At 75.0% G+C, this 15,869-nt stretch carries 13 protein-coding genes; all 13 read left to right on the plus strand.

Features of this window, described 5'->3' with window-relative positions; all coding sequences use genetic code 11:
• The first annotated feature begins 455 nt into the window (after positions 1–455).
• The 13 genes from ACLQ22_RS25500 to ACLQ22_RS25560 all read left to right on the plus strand — a co-directional run bounded on the left by ACLQ22_RS25500 (position 456) and on the right by ACLQ22_RS25560 (position 15,845).
• The gene (locus tag ACLQ22_RS25500) at positions 456–1,634 is read left to right on the plus strand and encodes an ROK family protein (RefSeq protein ID WP_121400274.1); all 1,179 of its coding nucleotides are present in this window, start codon (positions 456–458) and stop codon (positions 1,632–1,634) included.
• A gap of 293 nt (positions 1,635–1,927) precedes the next feature.
• Positions 1,928–3,439: a sugar ABC transporter ATP-binding protein gene (locus ACLQ22_RS25505; RefSeq protein WP_425694663.1), complete on the plus strand. Its 1,512-nt coding sequence runs from the start codon at positions 1,928–1,930 to the stop codon at positions 3,437–3,439.
• Positions 3,436–4,560, plus strand: coding sequence for an ABC transporter permease (locus ACLQ22_RS25510; protein WP_366641775.1), 1,125 nt, complete (start codon positions 3,436–3,438; stop codon positions 4,558–4,560). Before ACLQ22_RS25505 ends, ACLQ22_RS25510 begins: the two co-directional genes overlap by 4 nt.
• Positions 4,561–4,681: 121 nt before the next feature.
• Complete coding sequence (locus ACLQ22_RS25515) at positions 4,682–5,737, plus strand: substrate-binding domain-containing protein (protein WP_425694547.1); 1,056 nt, start codon at positions 4,682–4,684, stop codon at positions 5,735–5,737.
• Between the two features lie 53 nt (positions 5,738–5,790).
• Positions 5,791–6,996 (plus strand): Gfo/Idh/MocA family protein, encoded by a 1,206-nt coding sequence (locus tag ACLQ22_RS25520; RefSeq protein WP_425694664.1) that lies wholly within the window; start codon positions 5,791–5,793, stop codon positions 6,994–6,996.
• Positions 6,997–7,481: 485 nt separating this feature from the next.
• Positions 7,482–8,642 carry an inositol-3-phosphate synthase gene (locus tag ACLQ22_RS25525; RefSeq protein ID WP_425694548.1) on the plus strand — a complete coding sequence of 387 codons (1,161 nt, stop codon included), beginning with the start codon at positions 7,482–7,484 and terminating at the stop codon, positions 8,640–8,642.
• Positions 8,626–9,570, plus strand: a complete 945-nt coding sequence (locus ACLQ22_RS25530) for an SCO3242 family prenyltransferase (RefSeq protein ID WP_425694549.1) — start codon at positions 8,626–8,628, stop codon at positions 9,568–9,570. The genes ACLQ22_RS25525 and ACLQ22_RS25530 overlap by 17 nt, the downstream gene beginning before the upstream one ends.
• Positions 9,567–10,484, plus strand: a complete 918-nt coding sequence (locus ACLQ22_RS25535) for a sugar phosphate isomerase/epimerase family protein (RefSeq protein WP_425694550.1) — start codon at positions 9,567–9,569, stop codon at positions 10,482–10,484. The genes ACLQ22_RS25530 and ACLQ22_RS25535 overlap by 4 nt, the downstream gene beginning before the upstream one ends.
• Positions 10,485–10,519: 35 nt before the next feature.
• Positions 10,520–11,122, plus strand: coding sequence for an EboA domain-containing protein (locus ACLQ22_RS25540; protein ID WP_425694551.1), 603 nt, complete (start codon positions 10,520–10,522; stop codon positions 11,120–11,122).
• Positions 11,122–11,985 carry a TatD family hydrolase gene (locus ACLQ22_RS25545; protein ID WP_425694552.1) on the plus strand — a complete coding sequence of 288 codons (864 nt, stop codon included), beginning with the start codon at positions 11,122–11,124 and terminating at the stop codon, positions 11,983–11,985. The genes ACLQ22_RS25540 and ACLQ22_RS25545 overlap by 1 nt, the downstream gene beginning before the upstream one ends.
• Positions 11,985–13,211 (plus strand): metabolite traffic protein EboE, encoded by a 1,227-nt coding sequence (gene eboE, locus ACLQ22_RS25550; RefSeq protein ID WP_425694553.1) that lies wholly within the window; start codon positions 11,985–11,987, stop codon positions 13,209–13,211. Before ACLQ22_RS25545 ends, eboE begins: the two co-directional genes overlap by 1 nt.
• Before the next feature lie 76 nt (positions 13,212–13,287).
• On the plus strand, positions 13,288–14,781 hold the full coding sequence (locus ACLQ22_RS25555; RefSeq protein ID WP_425694554.1) for an alkaline phosphatase family protein: 1,494 nt from the start codon (positions 13,288–13,290) through the stop codon (positions 14,779–14,781).
• Positions 14,778–15,845, plus strand: coding sequence for a polyprenyl synthetase family protein (locus ACLQ22_RS25560; protein ID WP_425694555.1), 1,068 nt, complete (start codon positions 14,778–14,780; stop codon positions 15,843–15,845). The genes ACLQ22_RS25555 and ACLQ22_RS25560 overlap by 4 nt, the downstream gene beginning before the upstream one ends.
• Positions 15,846–15,869 lie beyond the last annotated feature (24 nt).

Raw genomic sequence — 15,869 nt, forward strand, 5'->3', positions numbered from 1 at the left:
GCGCGGGCATGCTGGCCATCCGCCCACCCACCCGTCTCCTCCGGAATGACCGTCCGGGTGATCAGGACGTGGTGGACCTTATCCGCCGGTTTTTAGGTACATGGCGTCCTGATCACCGTCGGTGGGTCTGCGCAGCACCTCCGGCTGGGGAGTGCGGCAGCACCGGCGGTGGGCCTGCGGCAGCGCCGGCTGGGCTGCGGCAGCTCCGTGGCTGGGTTGCAGCAGCAGCGCCTCCGGCCGGGGCGGGGCCGGGCTGGGGCGCGGTGTGCGCGTTCGCTTCGTGGTGCGTGTGGGGAGTAGCTTTCCTTGATCCATCCGAAGCTTTTGCTTGTACGAACGAAAGTTCGCGTCAGATCGGCCGAAGCTCTGGACACGTGACACGGAACACTCCTACTGTGTCGGCACGACACCTCGGCATTACGTCGATGTGAACGAGCCGCGAAGAGGTGATTCCGGTGCGGACGGTCGACCCCCTGCACGTACGGCTGCTGCGGCTGCTCCGTGACGAGGGGGCGGTGTCCCGGGCCGAGCTGGGCGACCGGTTGCAGATGCCCCGTCCCCGGCTGCTGGCGGAGCTGGAACGGCTCGTCACCCTCGGCTACGTCGCCGAGGCGGGGCTGGCCGCCTCCCGGGGCGGCCGCCGCTCCACCCTCGTCGAGCTGAGTCCGCGCCTGCGCTTCGCCGCCGTCGACCTCGGCGCCAGCTCCATCGACGTCGAGGTGGTCAACGGCCGGCTGGAGCCGGTCGCCGCGTACGCCGAGGCGGCCGACATCCGCACCGGCCCGAAGGTGATCCTCCAGCGGGTCAACGAGTTGCTGCACAAGGCCCGGGTGGACGGTGCCTACGAGCGGCTCGACGCCGTCGGCATCGGGGTGCCCGGCCCGGTCAGCTTCCGCGACGGCGTGCCGGTCTCCCCGCCGATCATGCCGGGGTGGGACCGGTTCCCGGTGCGCGAACTGCTCACCCGCGAGCACGGCTGCCCGGCCGTGGTGGACAACGACGTCAACATCATGGCGATCGGGGAGCGGCACGGCGGGGTCGCCCACTCCGTGGACGACTTCCTCTTCGTGAAGATCGGCACCGGAATAGGGTGCGGGATCTACCTCAGCGGCGAGGTCTACCGGGGCACCGACGGCTGCGCCGGCGACATCGGCCACATCCAGGTCGACGCGCACGGCCCGATGTGCTCCTGCGGCAACGTCGGCTGCCTGGAGGCGCTGTTCAGCGGGGCCGCGCTGGCCAAGGACGCGACCGCCGCCGCGCGCAGCGGGGTGTCGCCCGCGCTGGCCGAACGGCTCGCCGCACGCGGCGCGGTGACCGCGCTGGACGTCGCCGGGGGCGCCGTCGAGGGGGACGTGACCTGCATCCAGCTGATCCGCGACGGGGGTCGGCGGGTGGGTGGGGTACTGGCCGGGCTGGTCAGCTTCACCAATCCGTCGATGATCGTGATCGGCGGCGGGCTCGCCCAGCTCGGGCACATCCTCCTCGCCGAGATCCGCAGCGTCGTCTACCGCCGGTCGCTGCCGCTGGCCACCGGCAACCTTCCCGTCGTCCTCTCCGAACTCGGCCCGCGCGCCGGTGTGGCCGGCGCGGCCGTGCTCGCCAGCGACGTCGCCTTCGGGGAGGCATCGTGAGCGCGAGGAGTGAGCCGGGTCTGCGAGCCCCGCAGTCGCGAACGGAGAAGTCGTCGTGAGCGCGAGGAGTGAGCCGGGCCTGCGAGCCCCGCAGTCGCGAACGGAGAAGTCGTCGTGAGCGCGAGGAGTGAGCCGGGTCTGCGAGCCCCGCAGTCGCGAACGGAGGTGGCGTCGTGAGCGAGCGTGAGGAGGAGACCGTGGCCCGATCCGAGGAGACGGCCGCCGGGCCGGCGGATGCCGTCCCCGCCGGCGCCCCGCTGGTCGAGGCGCCCGCCGACGCCGTCGCGGGCGAGGTGGTGCTGCGCCTCACCGACGTGGTCAAGACCTTCCCGGGCGTACGGGCTCTGGACGGGGTGCAGTTGGAGGTGCGGGCCGGCGAGGTGCACTGCCTGCTCGGGCAGAACGGCGCCGGCAAGTCCACCCTGATCAAGGTGCTCGCCGGGGTGCACCGGCCCGACTCGGGGCTCGTCGAGTGGCGGGGCAGCCCGGTCACCTTCGCCAACCCGCAGGCCGCCATGCGCGCCGGCATCGCCACCATCTACCAGGAACTCGACCTGGTCGAGGACCTCTCGGTCGCGGAGAACGCCTTCCTCGGCCACGAGCCGCGCCGGTTCGGCTTCGTCCGGCGGGGCACCATGGCCCGGCACACCCGGCAGATCCTCGGAGGGCTCGGCCACGCCGAGATCCCGCCCGGGCGGATGGTGCGCGCGCTGCCCGCCGCCGGCAAGCAGATCGTCAGCATGGCCCGCGCGCTCTCCCACGAGGCACGGCTGATCATCATGGACGAGCCGAGCGCCGTACTGGCCCACGACGAGGTGGGCAACCTGTTCCGGATCATCCGGGAGCTGACCGCGCAGGGCATCGCCGTCATCTACATCTCGCACCGGCTGGAGGAGATCCGCGAGATCGGCGACCGTGTCACCGTACTCAAGGACGGCCGGACCACGGCGGCGAACCTGCCGGCCCGCGACACCCCGACCCGCGACCTGGTCAGCCGGATGACCGGCCGCACCATCGAGTACGTCTTCCCGGACCGCCCGGCCGGCGCGGCCGGCGGCGCGGAGCTGCTCACGGTCGAAGGGCTGACCCGGGCCGGCGAGTTCGCCGACGTCTCGCTCAGGGTCCGGGCCGGCGAGATCGTCGGCATCGCCGGGCTGGTCGGCTCGGGCCGTTCCGAGCTGCTGGAGACCATCTACGGCGCGCGTCGTGCCGAGGCCGGCTCGGTGCGGATGGCCGGTCGGGCGTTGCGCCCGGGCAGCGTCGGCGCGGCGGTGCGGGCCGGCATGGGGATGGCCCCCGAGGAGCGCAAGAGCCAGGCGCTGCTGCTGGGCGAGCCGATCTACCGCAACGTGACCCTGGCGACCTTCGCCCGCTACGCCCGCGCCGGGTTCACCGACGCCGGGCGGGAACGGGCGGAGGCGGACCGGATCGCCGAGAGCCTGGAGCTGCGCCCCCGCGACGTACGCCGGCCGGTGCGCACCCTCTCCGGCGGCAACCAGCAGAAGGTGGTGGTCGGCCGCTGGCTGCTCGGCGACACCCGGCTGCTGCTGCTCGACGAGCCGACCCGGGGCGTCGACGTCGGCGCCCGGGCGGAGCTCTACCAGGTGATCCGAGGGCTGGCCGCGCGCGGCGTCGGGGTGCTGCTGGTCTCCAGCGAGGTCCCCGAGGTGCTCGGCCTGGCCGACCGGGTGCTGGTGATGCGGGAGGGGCGGGTCGTCCGCGAGGCCCCGGCCGGCGAACTCGACGAGAACACCGTGCTCGACCTCGTCATGGCGGGGTCCCTGATGGAAGGCGCACCGGCATGACCGAGGGTCCTACTCCCACCGTGGCGCCCAAGCGGGCGGCGCAGCTGCCGGCGCAGTCGCCGCCGGTGGACCCGGCACAGACCGCGGCGGCCGTCGACAAGGTGGCGGCACCGGGCCGGATTTCCTGGTGGCGGGGGGACGGCGGCGAGGGCGTCCGCCGCAACCTCGGCCTGATCGGGGTGCTGGCCGTGCTCGTCGTGATCGGCGCCCTCACCCGCTCCGACCTCTACTCCAACCCGGACTGGGTGTGGGACAACGTCCTGAGCATCCTCAAGCTGGCGGCCGTGGTCGGCGTGGTCACCGTTGGCATGACCTTCGTGATCATCGGCGGTGGCATCGACCTTTCCGTCGGCGCGATCGTCGCGCTGGCCGGCGTCTGGTGCACCACGGTGGCCACCCAGAGCTACGGCGCCGGCGGCATGATCTTCAGCGCGCTCACCGTCGGGTTGGCGGTCGGCCTGGTCAACGGGCTGCTCATCTCGTACGGCCGGCTGGTGCCGTTCATCGCCACCCTCGCCATGCTGGTGGCGGCCCGGGGCCTGGCCGCCGAGATCTCCGACAAGCAGACCCAGGTGTCGGACAACGGCTTCATCAACGGCCTCGCCAGCAACAGCCTGCTGGGCATCCCGCTGCTGGTCTACATCCTCGCCGCCGTGGTCGCCGCCGGCTGGGTGCTGCTCAACCGCACCACCTTCGGTCGGCGTACGGTCGCCGTCGGCGGCAACCCGGAGGCCGCCCGGCTCGCCGGGATCAACGTCCGGCGGCACACCGTGCTGCTCTACGCGCTCTCCGGCCTCTGCTGCGGGATCGCCGCCATCATGCTCACCGCCCAGGCCAACTCGGCGCAGGCGGCTATGGCGAACCTCTACGAGCTGGACGCGATCGCCGCCGCGATCATCGGCGGCACGCTGCTCAGCGGCGGGCGGGGCACCATCATCGGTTCCCTGCTCGGGGTGGTCATCTTCGCCACCATCACCAACCTCTTCGCCATCAACGGCCTCTCCACGGAGGCCCAGAACATGGTCAAGGGCGGCATCATCGTGGCCGCCGTCCTGGTCCAGCAGGTCCAGTTCCGCAGCCTCACCCAGTTCCTGGGCCGCAACCGGCTCACCACCACCTGATCCGTACCGCACCGACCGCGCGGCATCCGGGCCACCCGAGCGACGGTGGCCGGGCCCCGCACGCTCTCTTCCGTCCCGCACCGCGAGATTTCCTCCACCACCGTCAACCCAGGAGGTCGTCATGACCCAGCACAGTCGCGACATGTCGCGCCGCCGACTGCTCTTCGGCGGGGCCGCCGTCGGCGCCGGCGTGCTGCTCGCCGGCTGCACCAGCAACGAAGCCCAGCCGACCGAGGCGCAGACCAAGGCGGCGGCCGCGCCGGGCGGCAACAACGAGCCCGGCAAGCGGGTCGTCATCGGCTTCTCCGCGCCGGCCGCGGACCACGGCTGGATCGCCGCCATCACCAACAACGCCAAGGCGCAGGCCGGGGCGTACTCCGACGTGGAGTTCAAGTCGGTCGAGGCCGGCGCGGACGCGGCGGCCCAGCGGGCGGCGCTGTCCACGCTGATCTCGCAGAAGCCCGACGTGATCGTGCTGCTGCCGCACGACGGCAAGGAGCTCAACGCGTTCGGCCTGGAGGCGATGAAGGCCGGCGTCCCGGTGGTCAACCTGGACCGGGCCTTCCCCGACGCGCGGGCCTACCGGCTCCAGATCAAGGGCGACAACTACGGCATGGGCGTGGCCGCCGCCACCTACATGATCGAGCAGTTCAAGGCCAAGGGCATCAGCAACCCGGTGATCGGCGAGATCGCCGGCATGGACGAGCTGGAGCTGACCCAGGAGCGGTCGAAGGGCTTCGTCGACACCCTGACGGCGAGCGGCTTCAAGGTCGCCAACCGCCGGGCGGCCCGGTTCACGGCCGACTCGGGGCAGCAGGAGGCGGCGCAGCTGCTCCAGGCCCTGCCGAAGATCGACGCGCTCTGGAACCACGACGACGACCAGGGCATCGGCGTGCTGGCCGCGGTCAGCCAGAGCGGCCGCAAGGAGTTCTTCATGGTCGGCGGCGCCGGCTCGAAGAAGGCGATGGAGGACATCCAGGCGGACAACACGGTGCTCAAGGCGACCGTGACCTACAGCCCCTCGATGGCCTCCTCGGCCATCTCCCTGGCCCGCCTGATCGGCCAGGGCAAGGGCATGTCCGACCTGGTGGAACTCCAGGTGCCCAAGGAGATCATCCTCGCCTCCGAGACGATCACCAAGGAGAACGCGGGCAACTACCTCAAGCTCGGGTTCTGATACACGGGGGGAGACCCACCTTGTCCACGACAGACAGAGAACTGCGGGTCGGCATGGTCGGCTACGCGTTCATGGGCGCCGCGCACTCGCAGGCGTGGCGCACCGTGAACCGGGTGTTCGACCTGCCGGCACGGGCCCGGATGTCGCTGATCTGCGGCCGGGACACCGGGAAGGTGGCCGACGCCGCCGACCGGCTCGGCTGGGACGCGTACACGACCGACTGGCGCGACCTGATCGCCCGGGACGACATCGACGTGGTCGACGTCTGCACGCCCGGGGACAGCCACGCCGAGATCGCCCTCGCCGCGCTGGCCGCCGGCAAGCACGTGCTGTGCGAGAAGCCGCTGGCCAACACGGTCTCCGAGGCCCGGGCGATGGCCGCCGCGGCAGCCACCGCGCAGGCCGCCGGGGTGCGGTCGATGTGCGGGTTCAACTACCGACGGGTGCCGGCGGTCGCGATGATGCGCCAGCTCGTCGCCGACGGGCGGCTCGGGGTGATCCGGCACGTCCGGGCGACGTACCTGCAGGACTGGATCGTGGACCCGCAGTTCCCCCTGGTCTGGCGGTTGCAGCGGGACCGGGCCGGCTCGGGCGCGCTCGGCGACATCGGGGCGCACATCATCGACCTGACCCAGTACGTCACCGGCCGGCGGATCACCGGGGTCAGCGCGGTCACCGAGACGTTCGTCAGGGAACGGCCGCTGCCGGCCGGGTCGAGCGGGCTGGCGGCGACGGTGGACGGGGCGGCGGTCGACGGCCTCGGTGCCGACGGCCACCGCCCGGCCACCGGGGCGGTCACCGTCGACGACGCGGCGGTCTTCGTGGCCCGGCTCGACGGCGGCGTGCTGGCGACGTACGAGGCGAGCCGGTTCGCCACGGGACGCAAGAACGCCCTCCGGGTGGAGATCAACGGCTCGCTGGGCACGGTGGCCTTCGACCTGGAGCGCCTCAACGAGCTGGAGTTCTACGACGCGACGCGACCCGCTGCGGAGCAGGGGTTCAGCCGCATCCTGGTGACCGAGGGGGAGCACCCGTACATGTCCGCCTGGTGGCCGCCCGGCCACCTCATCGGCTACGAGCACTCCTTCACCCACCAGATGCGGGACTTCGTCGAGGCGGTCGCCACCGGCGTCGACCCGGCCCCCTCCTTCGTCGACGGGTTGCAGGTCCAGTTGGTGCTGGACGCGGTGACCCGGTCGGCGGAGCTCGGCTCCTCGTGGACCGAGGTGGAGCCGGCCCTGGCCACGGTCGCCGCCTGAGCCGACTCCGGCGCCGACCGGCGAGGGACCGGCCGCGGTTGCGCCCCGCGGCCGGGACGAGGTCGGCACCGGAGGGCGTGCGGCCGGGCCGGCGTGGCCCGGTGACGCACGAGCAGAACGGTCGTCCGGTGCGGCCGGACCGGGATTCCCCGGTCGCACCGGAGGACCGTCACCACCCGGCGACCCCGCCGGGCCGTGTCACCCCACGACGTCCGGTCGGGGCGTGCCGTCGTCCCGACCGGCGGATGCGGGGGAGGCAGGGACGAGACGCCGACCGGCCCTGCCTGCCAGCCCCGTCCGTCCGTGCCCGCGCCGGGAACCGGGCCGGGGTCGTCGCCGCCGACGTCGACACCGGACCGGTGGGCTCCTCCCGGGGCGGCCGGCGGACGGGGCCCATCCACATAGATCCGTATCTTTCTGAACAAACTTCTGATATCTATATAACTCAATGCACGGCTGGTTCCTCCTGATCGGGAAGGAGCACCATGCGTACGGGTGTCTGGCTGGTGGGAGCGCGCGGCTCGGTCGCGACCACCAGCATCGTGGGGGCGCTCGCCCTGCGGTCCGGGCTCACCGGCCCGACCGGCTGCGTCACCGAACTGCCCGACCTGCGCGGGCCCGCCCTGCCGGCCTTCACCGACCTGGTCTTCGGCGGGCACGACGTCGTCACCACCCCGCTGGCGAAGCGGGCCGAGGCACTGGCCGCCGCCGGCGTGCTGCCCGGCCGGCTGGTCGCCGCCCTCCCCGACGAACTGGCCGCCGTCGAACGCGAGCTGCGTCCGGCCCCCGCCGTCGGCACCCAGGCGGACCGGGCCGCCGCGACCGTACGCGACCTCACCGACTTCCGCCGCCGGCACGGGCTGGACCGGGTGGTGGTGGTCAACGTCTCGGCCACCGAACCCGCCGCCCGCCCGCACCCGGGGCACGCCGACCCGGACGCGCTGCGGGCCGCGCTCGCCGGTGGCGACGAGGTGCTGCCGCCCAGCTCCCTCTACGCGTACGCGGCGGTGCGGGCGGGCTGCCCGTACGTCGACTTCACCCCGTCCACCGGGCTGCGGCTGCCGGCCCTGGTGGCGCTGGCCGCCGAGGGCGGGATCCCGTACGCCGGGCACGACGGAAAGACGGGGGAGACCCTGGTCAAGTCCGTGCTCGCGCCGATGTTCGCGATGCGGCACCTGGCGGTGCGCTCCTGGTCCGGGATCAACCTGCTCGGCGGCGGCGACGGCGCCACCCTAACCGACCCGGCGGCCAACGCGGCCAAGGCGGAGAGCAAGCAGCGGGTGCTCGGCGAGACCCTCGGCCACCTGCCGCAGGGCGGCACCCGGATCGAGTACGTCGAGGCGCTGGGCGACTTCAAGACCGCCTGGGACCTGATCACGTTCGCCGGGTTCCTCGGCACCGGGATGCGCATGGAGTTCACCTGGCACGGCTGCGACTCCGCCCTGGCCGCGCCCCTCGTGCTCGACCTGGCCCGACTCACCGCCGCCGCGCACGCCGCCGGCCACGCCGGCCCCCTGACCGACCTCGCCTTCTTCTTCAAGGACCCGTTCGGCACGCCCACCCACTCGCTGGCCGACCAGTGGACCCGGCTGTGCGGCTTCGCCCAGCGGCTGCACGCGGGAGGCACCGATGCCGCGCGTCGCTGACCTCGCCGAACTGGTCCGGGCGCCGGCCGCGCTGTCGGTGCCGGGGGACGTCGTCGCCGGGGCGGCGGCAGCCGGCACGCTCGGGCGGCGTACGCCCGCGCTGGCCGCCGCGTCCGTCCTGCTCTACTGGGCGGGAATGGCCGGCAACGACTGGGCCGACCGCCGGCTGGACGCCGTCGAACGCCCCGAGCGGCCCATCCCCAGCGGCCGGGTGGCCCCCGGGGTCGCGCTCGGCCTCGCCGCCGGGCTCACCGCCGCCGGGGTCGCGCTGGCCACCGCCGCCGGGGGCCGGCGCGCCGCGACGGTCGCGGTCGGCCTCGCCGCCGCCGTCTGGGGGTACGACCTGGCGGCGAAGGACACGCCCGCCGGCCCGGCCGTGATGGCCGCCTGCCGAGGGCTGGACGTGCTGCTCGGTGCGACGGGCGGACGGGCGCTGCGGGCGGTGCCGGCGGCGGTCACCGTGGCCGCGCACACGTGGACGGTCACCGCGCTCTCCCGCCGGGAGGTCACCGGCGCCGACGCCGCGCTGCCGCTGCGTACCCTCGCCGGAACCGCCCTGGTCGCCGCGAGCGCCGCCGTCCGGCCGCGCCCCGACCGGGCCCGGCCGGGCCGCCGCCTCCGGGCCGCGACCCGCGCCACGCCCACCGGCGTGCCCGACCGCGCCCCGCAGCCCGGCCCCGGCGTCGCCGCCGCGCTGCCGGCGCTGCTGGCCGGCTGGTACGCGGCCCGCTACGGCGCGGCCCAGGCCCGGGCGGCGGCCGACCCCTGCGCCGGCCGGGTGCGGGCGGCGGTGGGAGCGGGGATCACCGGGCTGCCCGCGTTGCAGGGCGCCCTCACCGCACGCGCCGGGGCCGGGCTGCTGGGGCTGGCGGTGGCCGCGGCCGCGCCGCTCGGCGGCCGGCTGGCCCGGAAGGTCTCCCCGACGTGACCGCCCCAGGGAGGCCCCCGGGCGGCGACGCCCCGCGCTTCGGCTACGGGACCAACGGGTTCGCCAACCACCGGCTGACCGACGCGCTCGCCGTCGTCGCCGACCTGGGCTACCAGGGCGTGGCGCTCACCCTGGACCACGACCACCTCGACCCGTTCGCGCCCGCGCTGGCCCGCCGGGTGGCCGCCGTCGCCCGCCGGCTCGCGGCGCTCGACCTCGCCGTGGTCGTCGAGACCGGCGCACGCTACCTGCTCGACCCGTGGCACAAGCACGCCCCGACGCTGCTGCACGACGACCCGGCGCGGCGCGTCGAGTTCCTGCGCCGGGCCGTGCGGATCGGCGCCGACCTGGGCGCGGAGGCCGTCTCCCTCTGGTCCGGCGTCCGACCGGAGAACGTCGAACCGGCGACCGCCTGGGACCGGCTGGTCGCCGGGTGCGCCACGGTCCTCGACGCCGCCGAGGCGGCCGGGACGACCCTCGGCTTCGAGCCGGAGCCGGGCATGCTGGTCGAGGACATCGCCGGCTGGCGCCGGCTGCGCGACGCGCTCGGCGATCCGGCCCGCTTCGGCATCACCCTCGACATCGGACACTGCCGCTGCCTGGAGCCGCGGCCGGTCCCCGAGTGCGTACGCGAGGTGGCCGCGCATCTGGTCAACGTGCAGATCGACGACATGCGCCGGGGCGTGCACGAGCACCTGGAGTTCGGCACCGGCGAGATCGACTTCCCGCCCGTGCTGCGTGCCCTGGGCGACGCCGGCTACCGGGGACTGGTCGCCGTGGAGCTGCCCCGCCACTCGCACGCCGCCCCCGCCGTCGCGGCCCGCTCGCTCGACTTCCTGCGCGCCGCCGCGATGGAGGCGGCGCGACCGGGACCGGGTGCCGACGGGAAGGAAGCGGCGCGACCGGAACGGTGACGGGGCCACGTCGGCAGCACGAGAGAGGAGACGGGATGACACCGGATTCACTGCGGGCCGCGCTGCGGGGCGTACCCGATCCCGACTGGCTCGACGCGGCGCTGCGGCGGGTGGCGACCGAACCGGCGGCCATCGACCGGTTCTTCCCGGCCGCCGGGCGGCGCTGCGGCCGGGCGCCGCTGGCCGGGGCACCCGGCTGGAGCGCCGACGAGGCGGCCCGGGCCCTGCTGCTGACCGCGCTGCCGGGCGACCACGCCGCGCACGCGCAGGCCCGCTACCGGCAGGGCGACGCCGCCGAGAAGCGGGCCGTGCTCAAGGCCCTGCCGCTGCTGCCGATCGGCGCGGCCGGGGCGCCGCTGCTGCACGACGCGATCCGCACCAACGACACCCGGCTGCTGGCCGCCGCCCTCGGCCCGTACGCCCGGCACCTCGACCCGGCCGCCTGGCGGCAGGCGGTGCTCAAGTGCGTGTTCACCGGCGTGCCGCTGGCCGTGGTGCACGACCTCGACGCCCGCGCCGACGGCGAACTCGCCGCGATGCTCGCGGGGCTGGCCGCCGAGCGGCAGGCCGCCGGGCGGGCCATGCCGGCGGACGCGACCGACCTGCTCGCCCGGCTGCGCGAAATCCAGGAGGCCTGATGCGCATCTTTGACCCGCACATCCACATGACCTCGCGGACCACCGACGACTACGAGCGGATGGCCGCCGCCGGCGTCCGCGCGGTGGTGGAGCCGGCGTTCTGGCTCGGCCAGCCCCGCACCAGCCCCGCCTCCTTCGCCGACTACTTCGACTCGCTGGTCGGCTGGGAGCCGTTCCGGGCCGGGCAGTTCGGGATCCGCCACCACGCCACGGTGGCGCTGAACCCGAAGGAGGCCAACGACCCGCGTTGCCGCCCGGTGCTCGACCTGCTGCCGCGCTACCTGGAGAAGGACGCCGTGGTGGCGGTCGGCGAGATCGGCTACGACTCGATGACGCCGGAGGAGGACGAGGCGTTCGCCGCCCAGCTCGCCCTGGCCGTGGCCCACGACCTGCCGGCCCTGGTGCACACCCCGCACCGGGACAAGGCCCGGGGCGTCGAACGCAGCCTCGCCGTGGTCGCCGAGTCCGGCGTCGAGCCGGGCCGGGTGGTGCTCGACCACCTCAACGAGGTGACGGTGGGGCTGGTCCGGGACACCGGCTGCTGGCTGGGCTTCTCCATCTACCCCGACACCAAGATGTCCCCGCCGCGCATGGTGGAGCTGCTGCGGGCGTACGGGACCGAGCGGGTGCTGGTCAACTCGGCGGCCGACTGGGGGCGCTCGGACCCGCTGCTCACCCGGGCCACCGGGGAGGCGATGCTGCTGGCCGGCTTCACCGACGACGACGTGGACCGGGTGCTGTGGCGCAACCCGGTCGAGTTCTACGGCCAGTCCGGGCGGCTCGACCTGACGGACCTGGAGCACGCCGCCGACGCGGCGGCCGGCACCTGGGCCGGCAACTCGATCCTGCGCGGCGGCAGCTGATGCGGCTGCGGCACGCCGGCGGCGACACCGTCCACCTCGGCTACTGCACCAACGTGCACCCCGCCGAGGACCTCGCCGGCATCCTCCGCCAGCTGGACACCTACGCCGTGCCCGTACGCGAGGCGCTCGGCGCCGACCTGCTCGGCCTCGGGCTGTGGCTGGCCGCCCCGGTCGCCGCCGAGCTGGCCGCCGACCCGGCCGCCCGGCGCCGGCTGCGCGCCGAGCTGACCGTCCGGGGGCTGGAGGTGGTCACCCTCAACGGTTTCCCGTACGCGGCCTTCCAGGCCCCCGTCGTCAAGGGCGACGTCTACCACCCGGACTGGACCGCCCCCGCGCGGCTCGCGTACACCCTTGACCTGGCCCGGGTGCTCGCCGACCTGCTGCCCGACGACGCGGCCCGGGGCTCGGTCTCCACCCTGCCGCTGGCCTGGCGGCAACCCTGGGACGCCGCCCGCGCGGACGCCGCCCGCCGACGGCTCGACGACCTGTCGGCCGGTCTCGCGGCCGTCGAGCGGGAGACCGGCCGGCCGGTGCGGGTCGGCTTCGAGCCGGAGCCGGGCTGCGTGGTGGAGAGCAGCGGCCAGGCGGTCGCGGCCCTGTCCGGCCTGGACACCGACCGGCTCGGCGTCTGCCTGGACCTCGCCCACCTCGCCTGCGCCTGGGAGGAGCCGGCCGAGGCGCTGCGCCGGCTGCGCACGGCCGGCCTGCCGGTGGTGAAGGTGCAGGTGTCGGCCGCCATCGAGGCGCCCGCCGAGGCGACGCCGGCGCTGTGCCGCTGGGTGGAGCCGCGCTTCCTGCACCAGACCCGCGCCGCCGGCTGCGCGGGCGCGGCGGACCCGGCCGACCCCGCCCACGCCGCCGACGACCTGGACGCCGCCCTGGCCGCGCGGCTGCCCGGGCCGTGGCGGGTGCACTACCACGTGCCGTTGCACGCCCCGCCGGAGCCGCCGCTGGGCTCCACCCTGCCGGTGCTGCGCGCCGCGCTGGCCGCGCTCTACGCCGGGCCCGAGGCGGGCTGCGACCACCTCGACGTCGAGACGTACACCTGGGGGGTGCTGCCGGCCGCGCGGCGCCCGCGCACCGACGCGGAGCTGGCCGCCGGGATCGCCGCGGAGCTGGCCTTCGCCCGCGCCGAGCTGGTCGCCGTGGGCCTGACGCCGACGGATCATCGGGACCGCGCCGGGGTGTCTCCCGGCGACGCCGGACGCAGTGGGGTGACGGCATGAGCGAGCGTCAGCGAGCGAGTCATCGACACAGGGCCGGGGTGGCTCATGGTGGCGCCGAGCGGAGCGAGGTGACGACATGAGCCGGCGGCTGGTGGTGCTGGACGTGGTCGGGCTGACCCCACGCCTGCTGGCGCACATGCCCCGGCTGCGCGCGGTCGCCGACGCCGGCTTCCGCGCCGAGCTGGGCACCGTGCTGCCCGCGCTGACGTGTTCGGTGCAGTCGACGTTCCTCACCGGGGCGCTCCCGGCCGGGCACGGGATCGTCGGCAACGGGTGGTACTTCCGCGACCTCGGCGAGGTGCTGCTCTGGCGGCAGCACCACGCCCTGGTCGGCGGGGAGAAGCTGTGGCAGGCCGCCCGCCGGGCGCAGCCGGGCTTCACGGTCGCCAACGTCTGCTGGTGGTACGCGATGGGCGCCGACGTGGACTGGACGGTCACCCCGCGCCCCGTCTACCACGCGGACGGGCGCAAGGAGCCGGACTGCTACACCGACCCGCCGGAGCTGCACGACGACCTCACCGACCGGCTCGGCACCTTCCCGCTGTTCAGCTACTGGGGGCCGGGCGCCGGGCTGGCGTCGTCGGCGTGGATCTGCCGGGCCGCCGAGCGGATCCTGGACGACCACGCGCCGGACCTGACCCTGGTCTACGTCCCGCACCTCGACTACGACCTGCAACGCCACGGCCCCTCGTCGCCCCGGGCCGCCGCCGCGGCGGCCGAGCTGGACGGGGTGCTCGGGCCGCTGCTGGACGCCGCCCGCGCCCGCGACGCCACCGTGGTGGTGCTCTCCGAGTACGGCATCACCGACGTCTCCCGGCCGGTCGACGTCAACCGGCTGCTGCGCGCCGAGGGGCTGCTGCGGGTGCACACCCAGGCCGGCATGGAGTACCTCGACCCGTGGACCTCGCGGGCCTTCGCGGTGGCCGACCACCAGGTGGCGCACGTCTACGTCCGCGACCCGGCCGACGTGCCGGCGATGGCGGCGCTCTGCGCCGGGCTGCCCGGGGTGGCCGAGGTGCTCGACGCCGACGGCCGGGCCGCGTACGGGCTGGACCACCCGCGCGCCGGAGAGCTGGTCCTCGTCGCCGAGCCGGACGCCTGGTTCACCTACTACTACTGGCTCGACGACGACCGCGCGCCCGACTTCGCCCGGCTGGTGGAGATCCACCGGAAGCCGGGTTACGACCCCGCCGAGCTGTTCTTCGACCCGGCCGCGCCGGGCGCGGCGAAGCGGCGGGCCGCCGTGGCGCTGGCCCGCAAGAAGCTCGGGATGCGCTACCTGATGAGCGTGGTGGGGCTGGACGCCGGCGCCCGGGCGGTACGCGGGTCGCACGGCCGGCTCCCGGCCGACCCGGCCGACGGGCCGGTGCTGCTCTGCTCCGACCCGTCCGCCGCCCGGGACCGGGTCGCCGCGACCGAGGTCAAGGCACTCCTGCTGGAGCTGGCAGGGCTGGCACCGCCGCCGGCCCCCGATGCGGTCCCGCCGCCGGCCGCCGGTGCGGTCGCGTCGTCGCGTCGCGTCGCGCCGTCCACTCCGACGTCGGCGGGGCGGCCCGGGGAGGCGCCGTGACCGCCGTCGTCGTCCCGACCGACACGAGCGGGCTGCGGGACCGGTTCGACGCCGCGCTCGCCGCCTTCCTCGACCGGCAGGGCCGGGACTGGCCGGACGGGGCGCCCCGGGGCGTCTTCACCGCGCTGCACCGGTTCGTGCTGGCCGGCGGCAAGCGGCTGCGCCCGCTCTTCTGCTACTGGGGATGGCGGGGCGCGGGCGGCGTCGACGGCGCCCCGATCGTGGTGGCCGCCGCCGCGTTGGAGCTGTTCCACGCGTTCGCGCTGATCCACGACGACATCCTGGACGGCAGCGACCGCCGCCGGGGCGGGCCGTCGGTGCACCGGCTCTTCGCCGACCTGCACGCCCGCTCGTCCTGGCGTGGCGACCCCGAGGCGTACGGGCGCAACACCGCGCTGCTCTGCGGCGACCTCTGCGCCGCCTGGTCCGACCAGATGTTCCACGAGTGTGGCCTGGACGCGGGGCGGGTGCACCGGGGGTACGCGGTCTACGCGCTGATGCGCACCGAGGTGATCGCGGGGGAGTACCTGGACCTCGTCTCCGGGGTCGGCGACGGTTCGGTGGCGAGCGCGCTGACCGTCGTCCGGATGAAGGCGGCCCGCTACACGGTCACCCGGCCGTTGCAGATCGGGGCGACGCTGGCCGGGGCCGGACCGGAGCTGCTCGCCGCGCTGGCCGAGTTCGGCGATCCGCTGGGCGACGCGTTCCAGCTGCGCGACGACGTGCTGGGGGTCTTCGGCGACCCGACGGTCACCGGCAAGTCGGTCCTGGACGACCTGCGGGAGGGCAAGCCGACGGTGATGATGGCGCTGGCCCGTGGCGCCGCCGACCGGGCGCAGGCCGCGCGGCTGCGGGAGCTGTTCGGCAACCCGGCGCTCGACGGCGACGGCGCCGCCGAGCTGCGGAAGATCATCGAGGGCACCGGGGCCCGTGAGCGGATCGAGGGGATGATCCGGGTACGCGCGGAGGCCGCCCTGGCGGCCCTGGGGTCCACCCCGGTGACCGCCGAGGCCCGGGCCGCCCTGACGGCCCTCGCCACCCAGGCCGTGGACCGTCCCCGCTGAACAGCGACCGCCCGTCCGTCGCCG

Source organism: Micromonospora sp. DT178, from assembly GCF_049841695.1.
Classification (GTDB): Bacteria; Actinomycetota; Actinomycetes; order Mycobacteriales; family Micromonosporaceae; genus Micromonospora.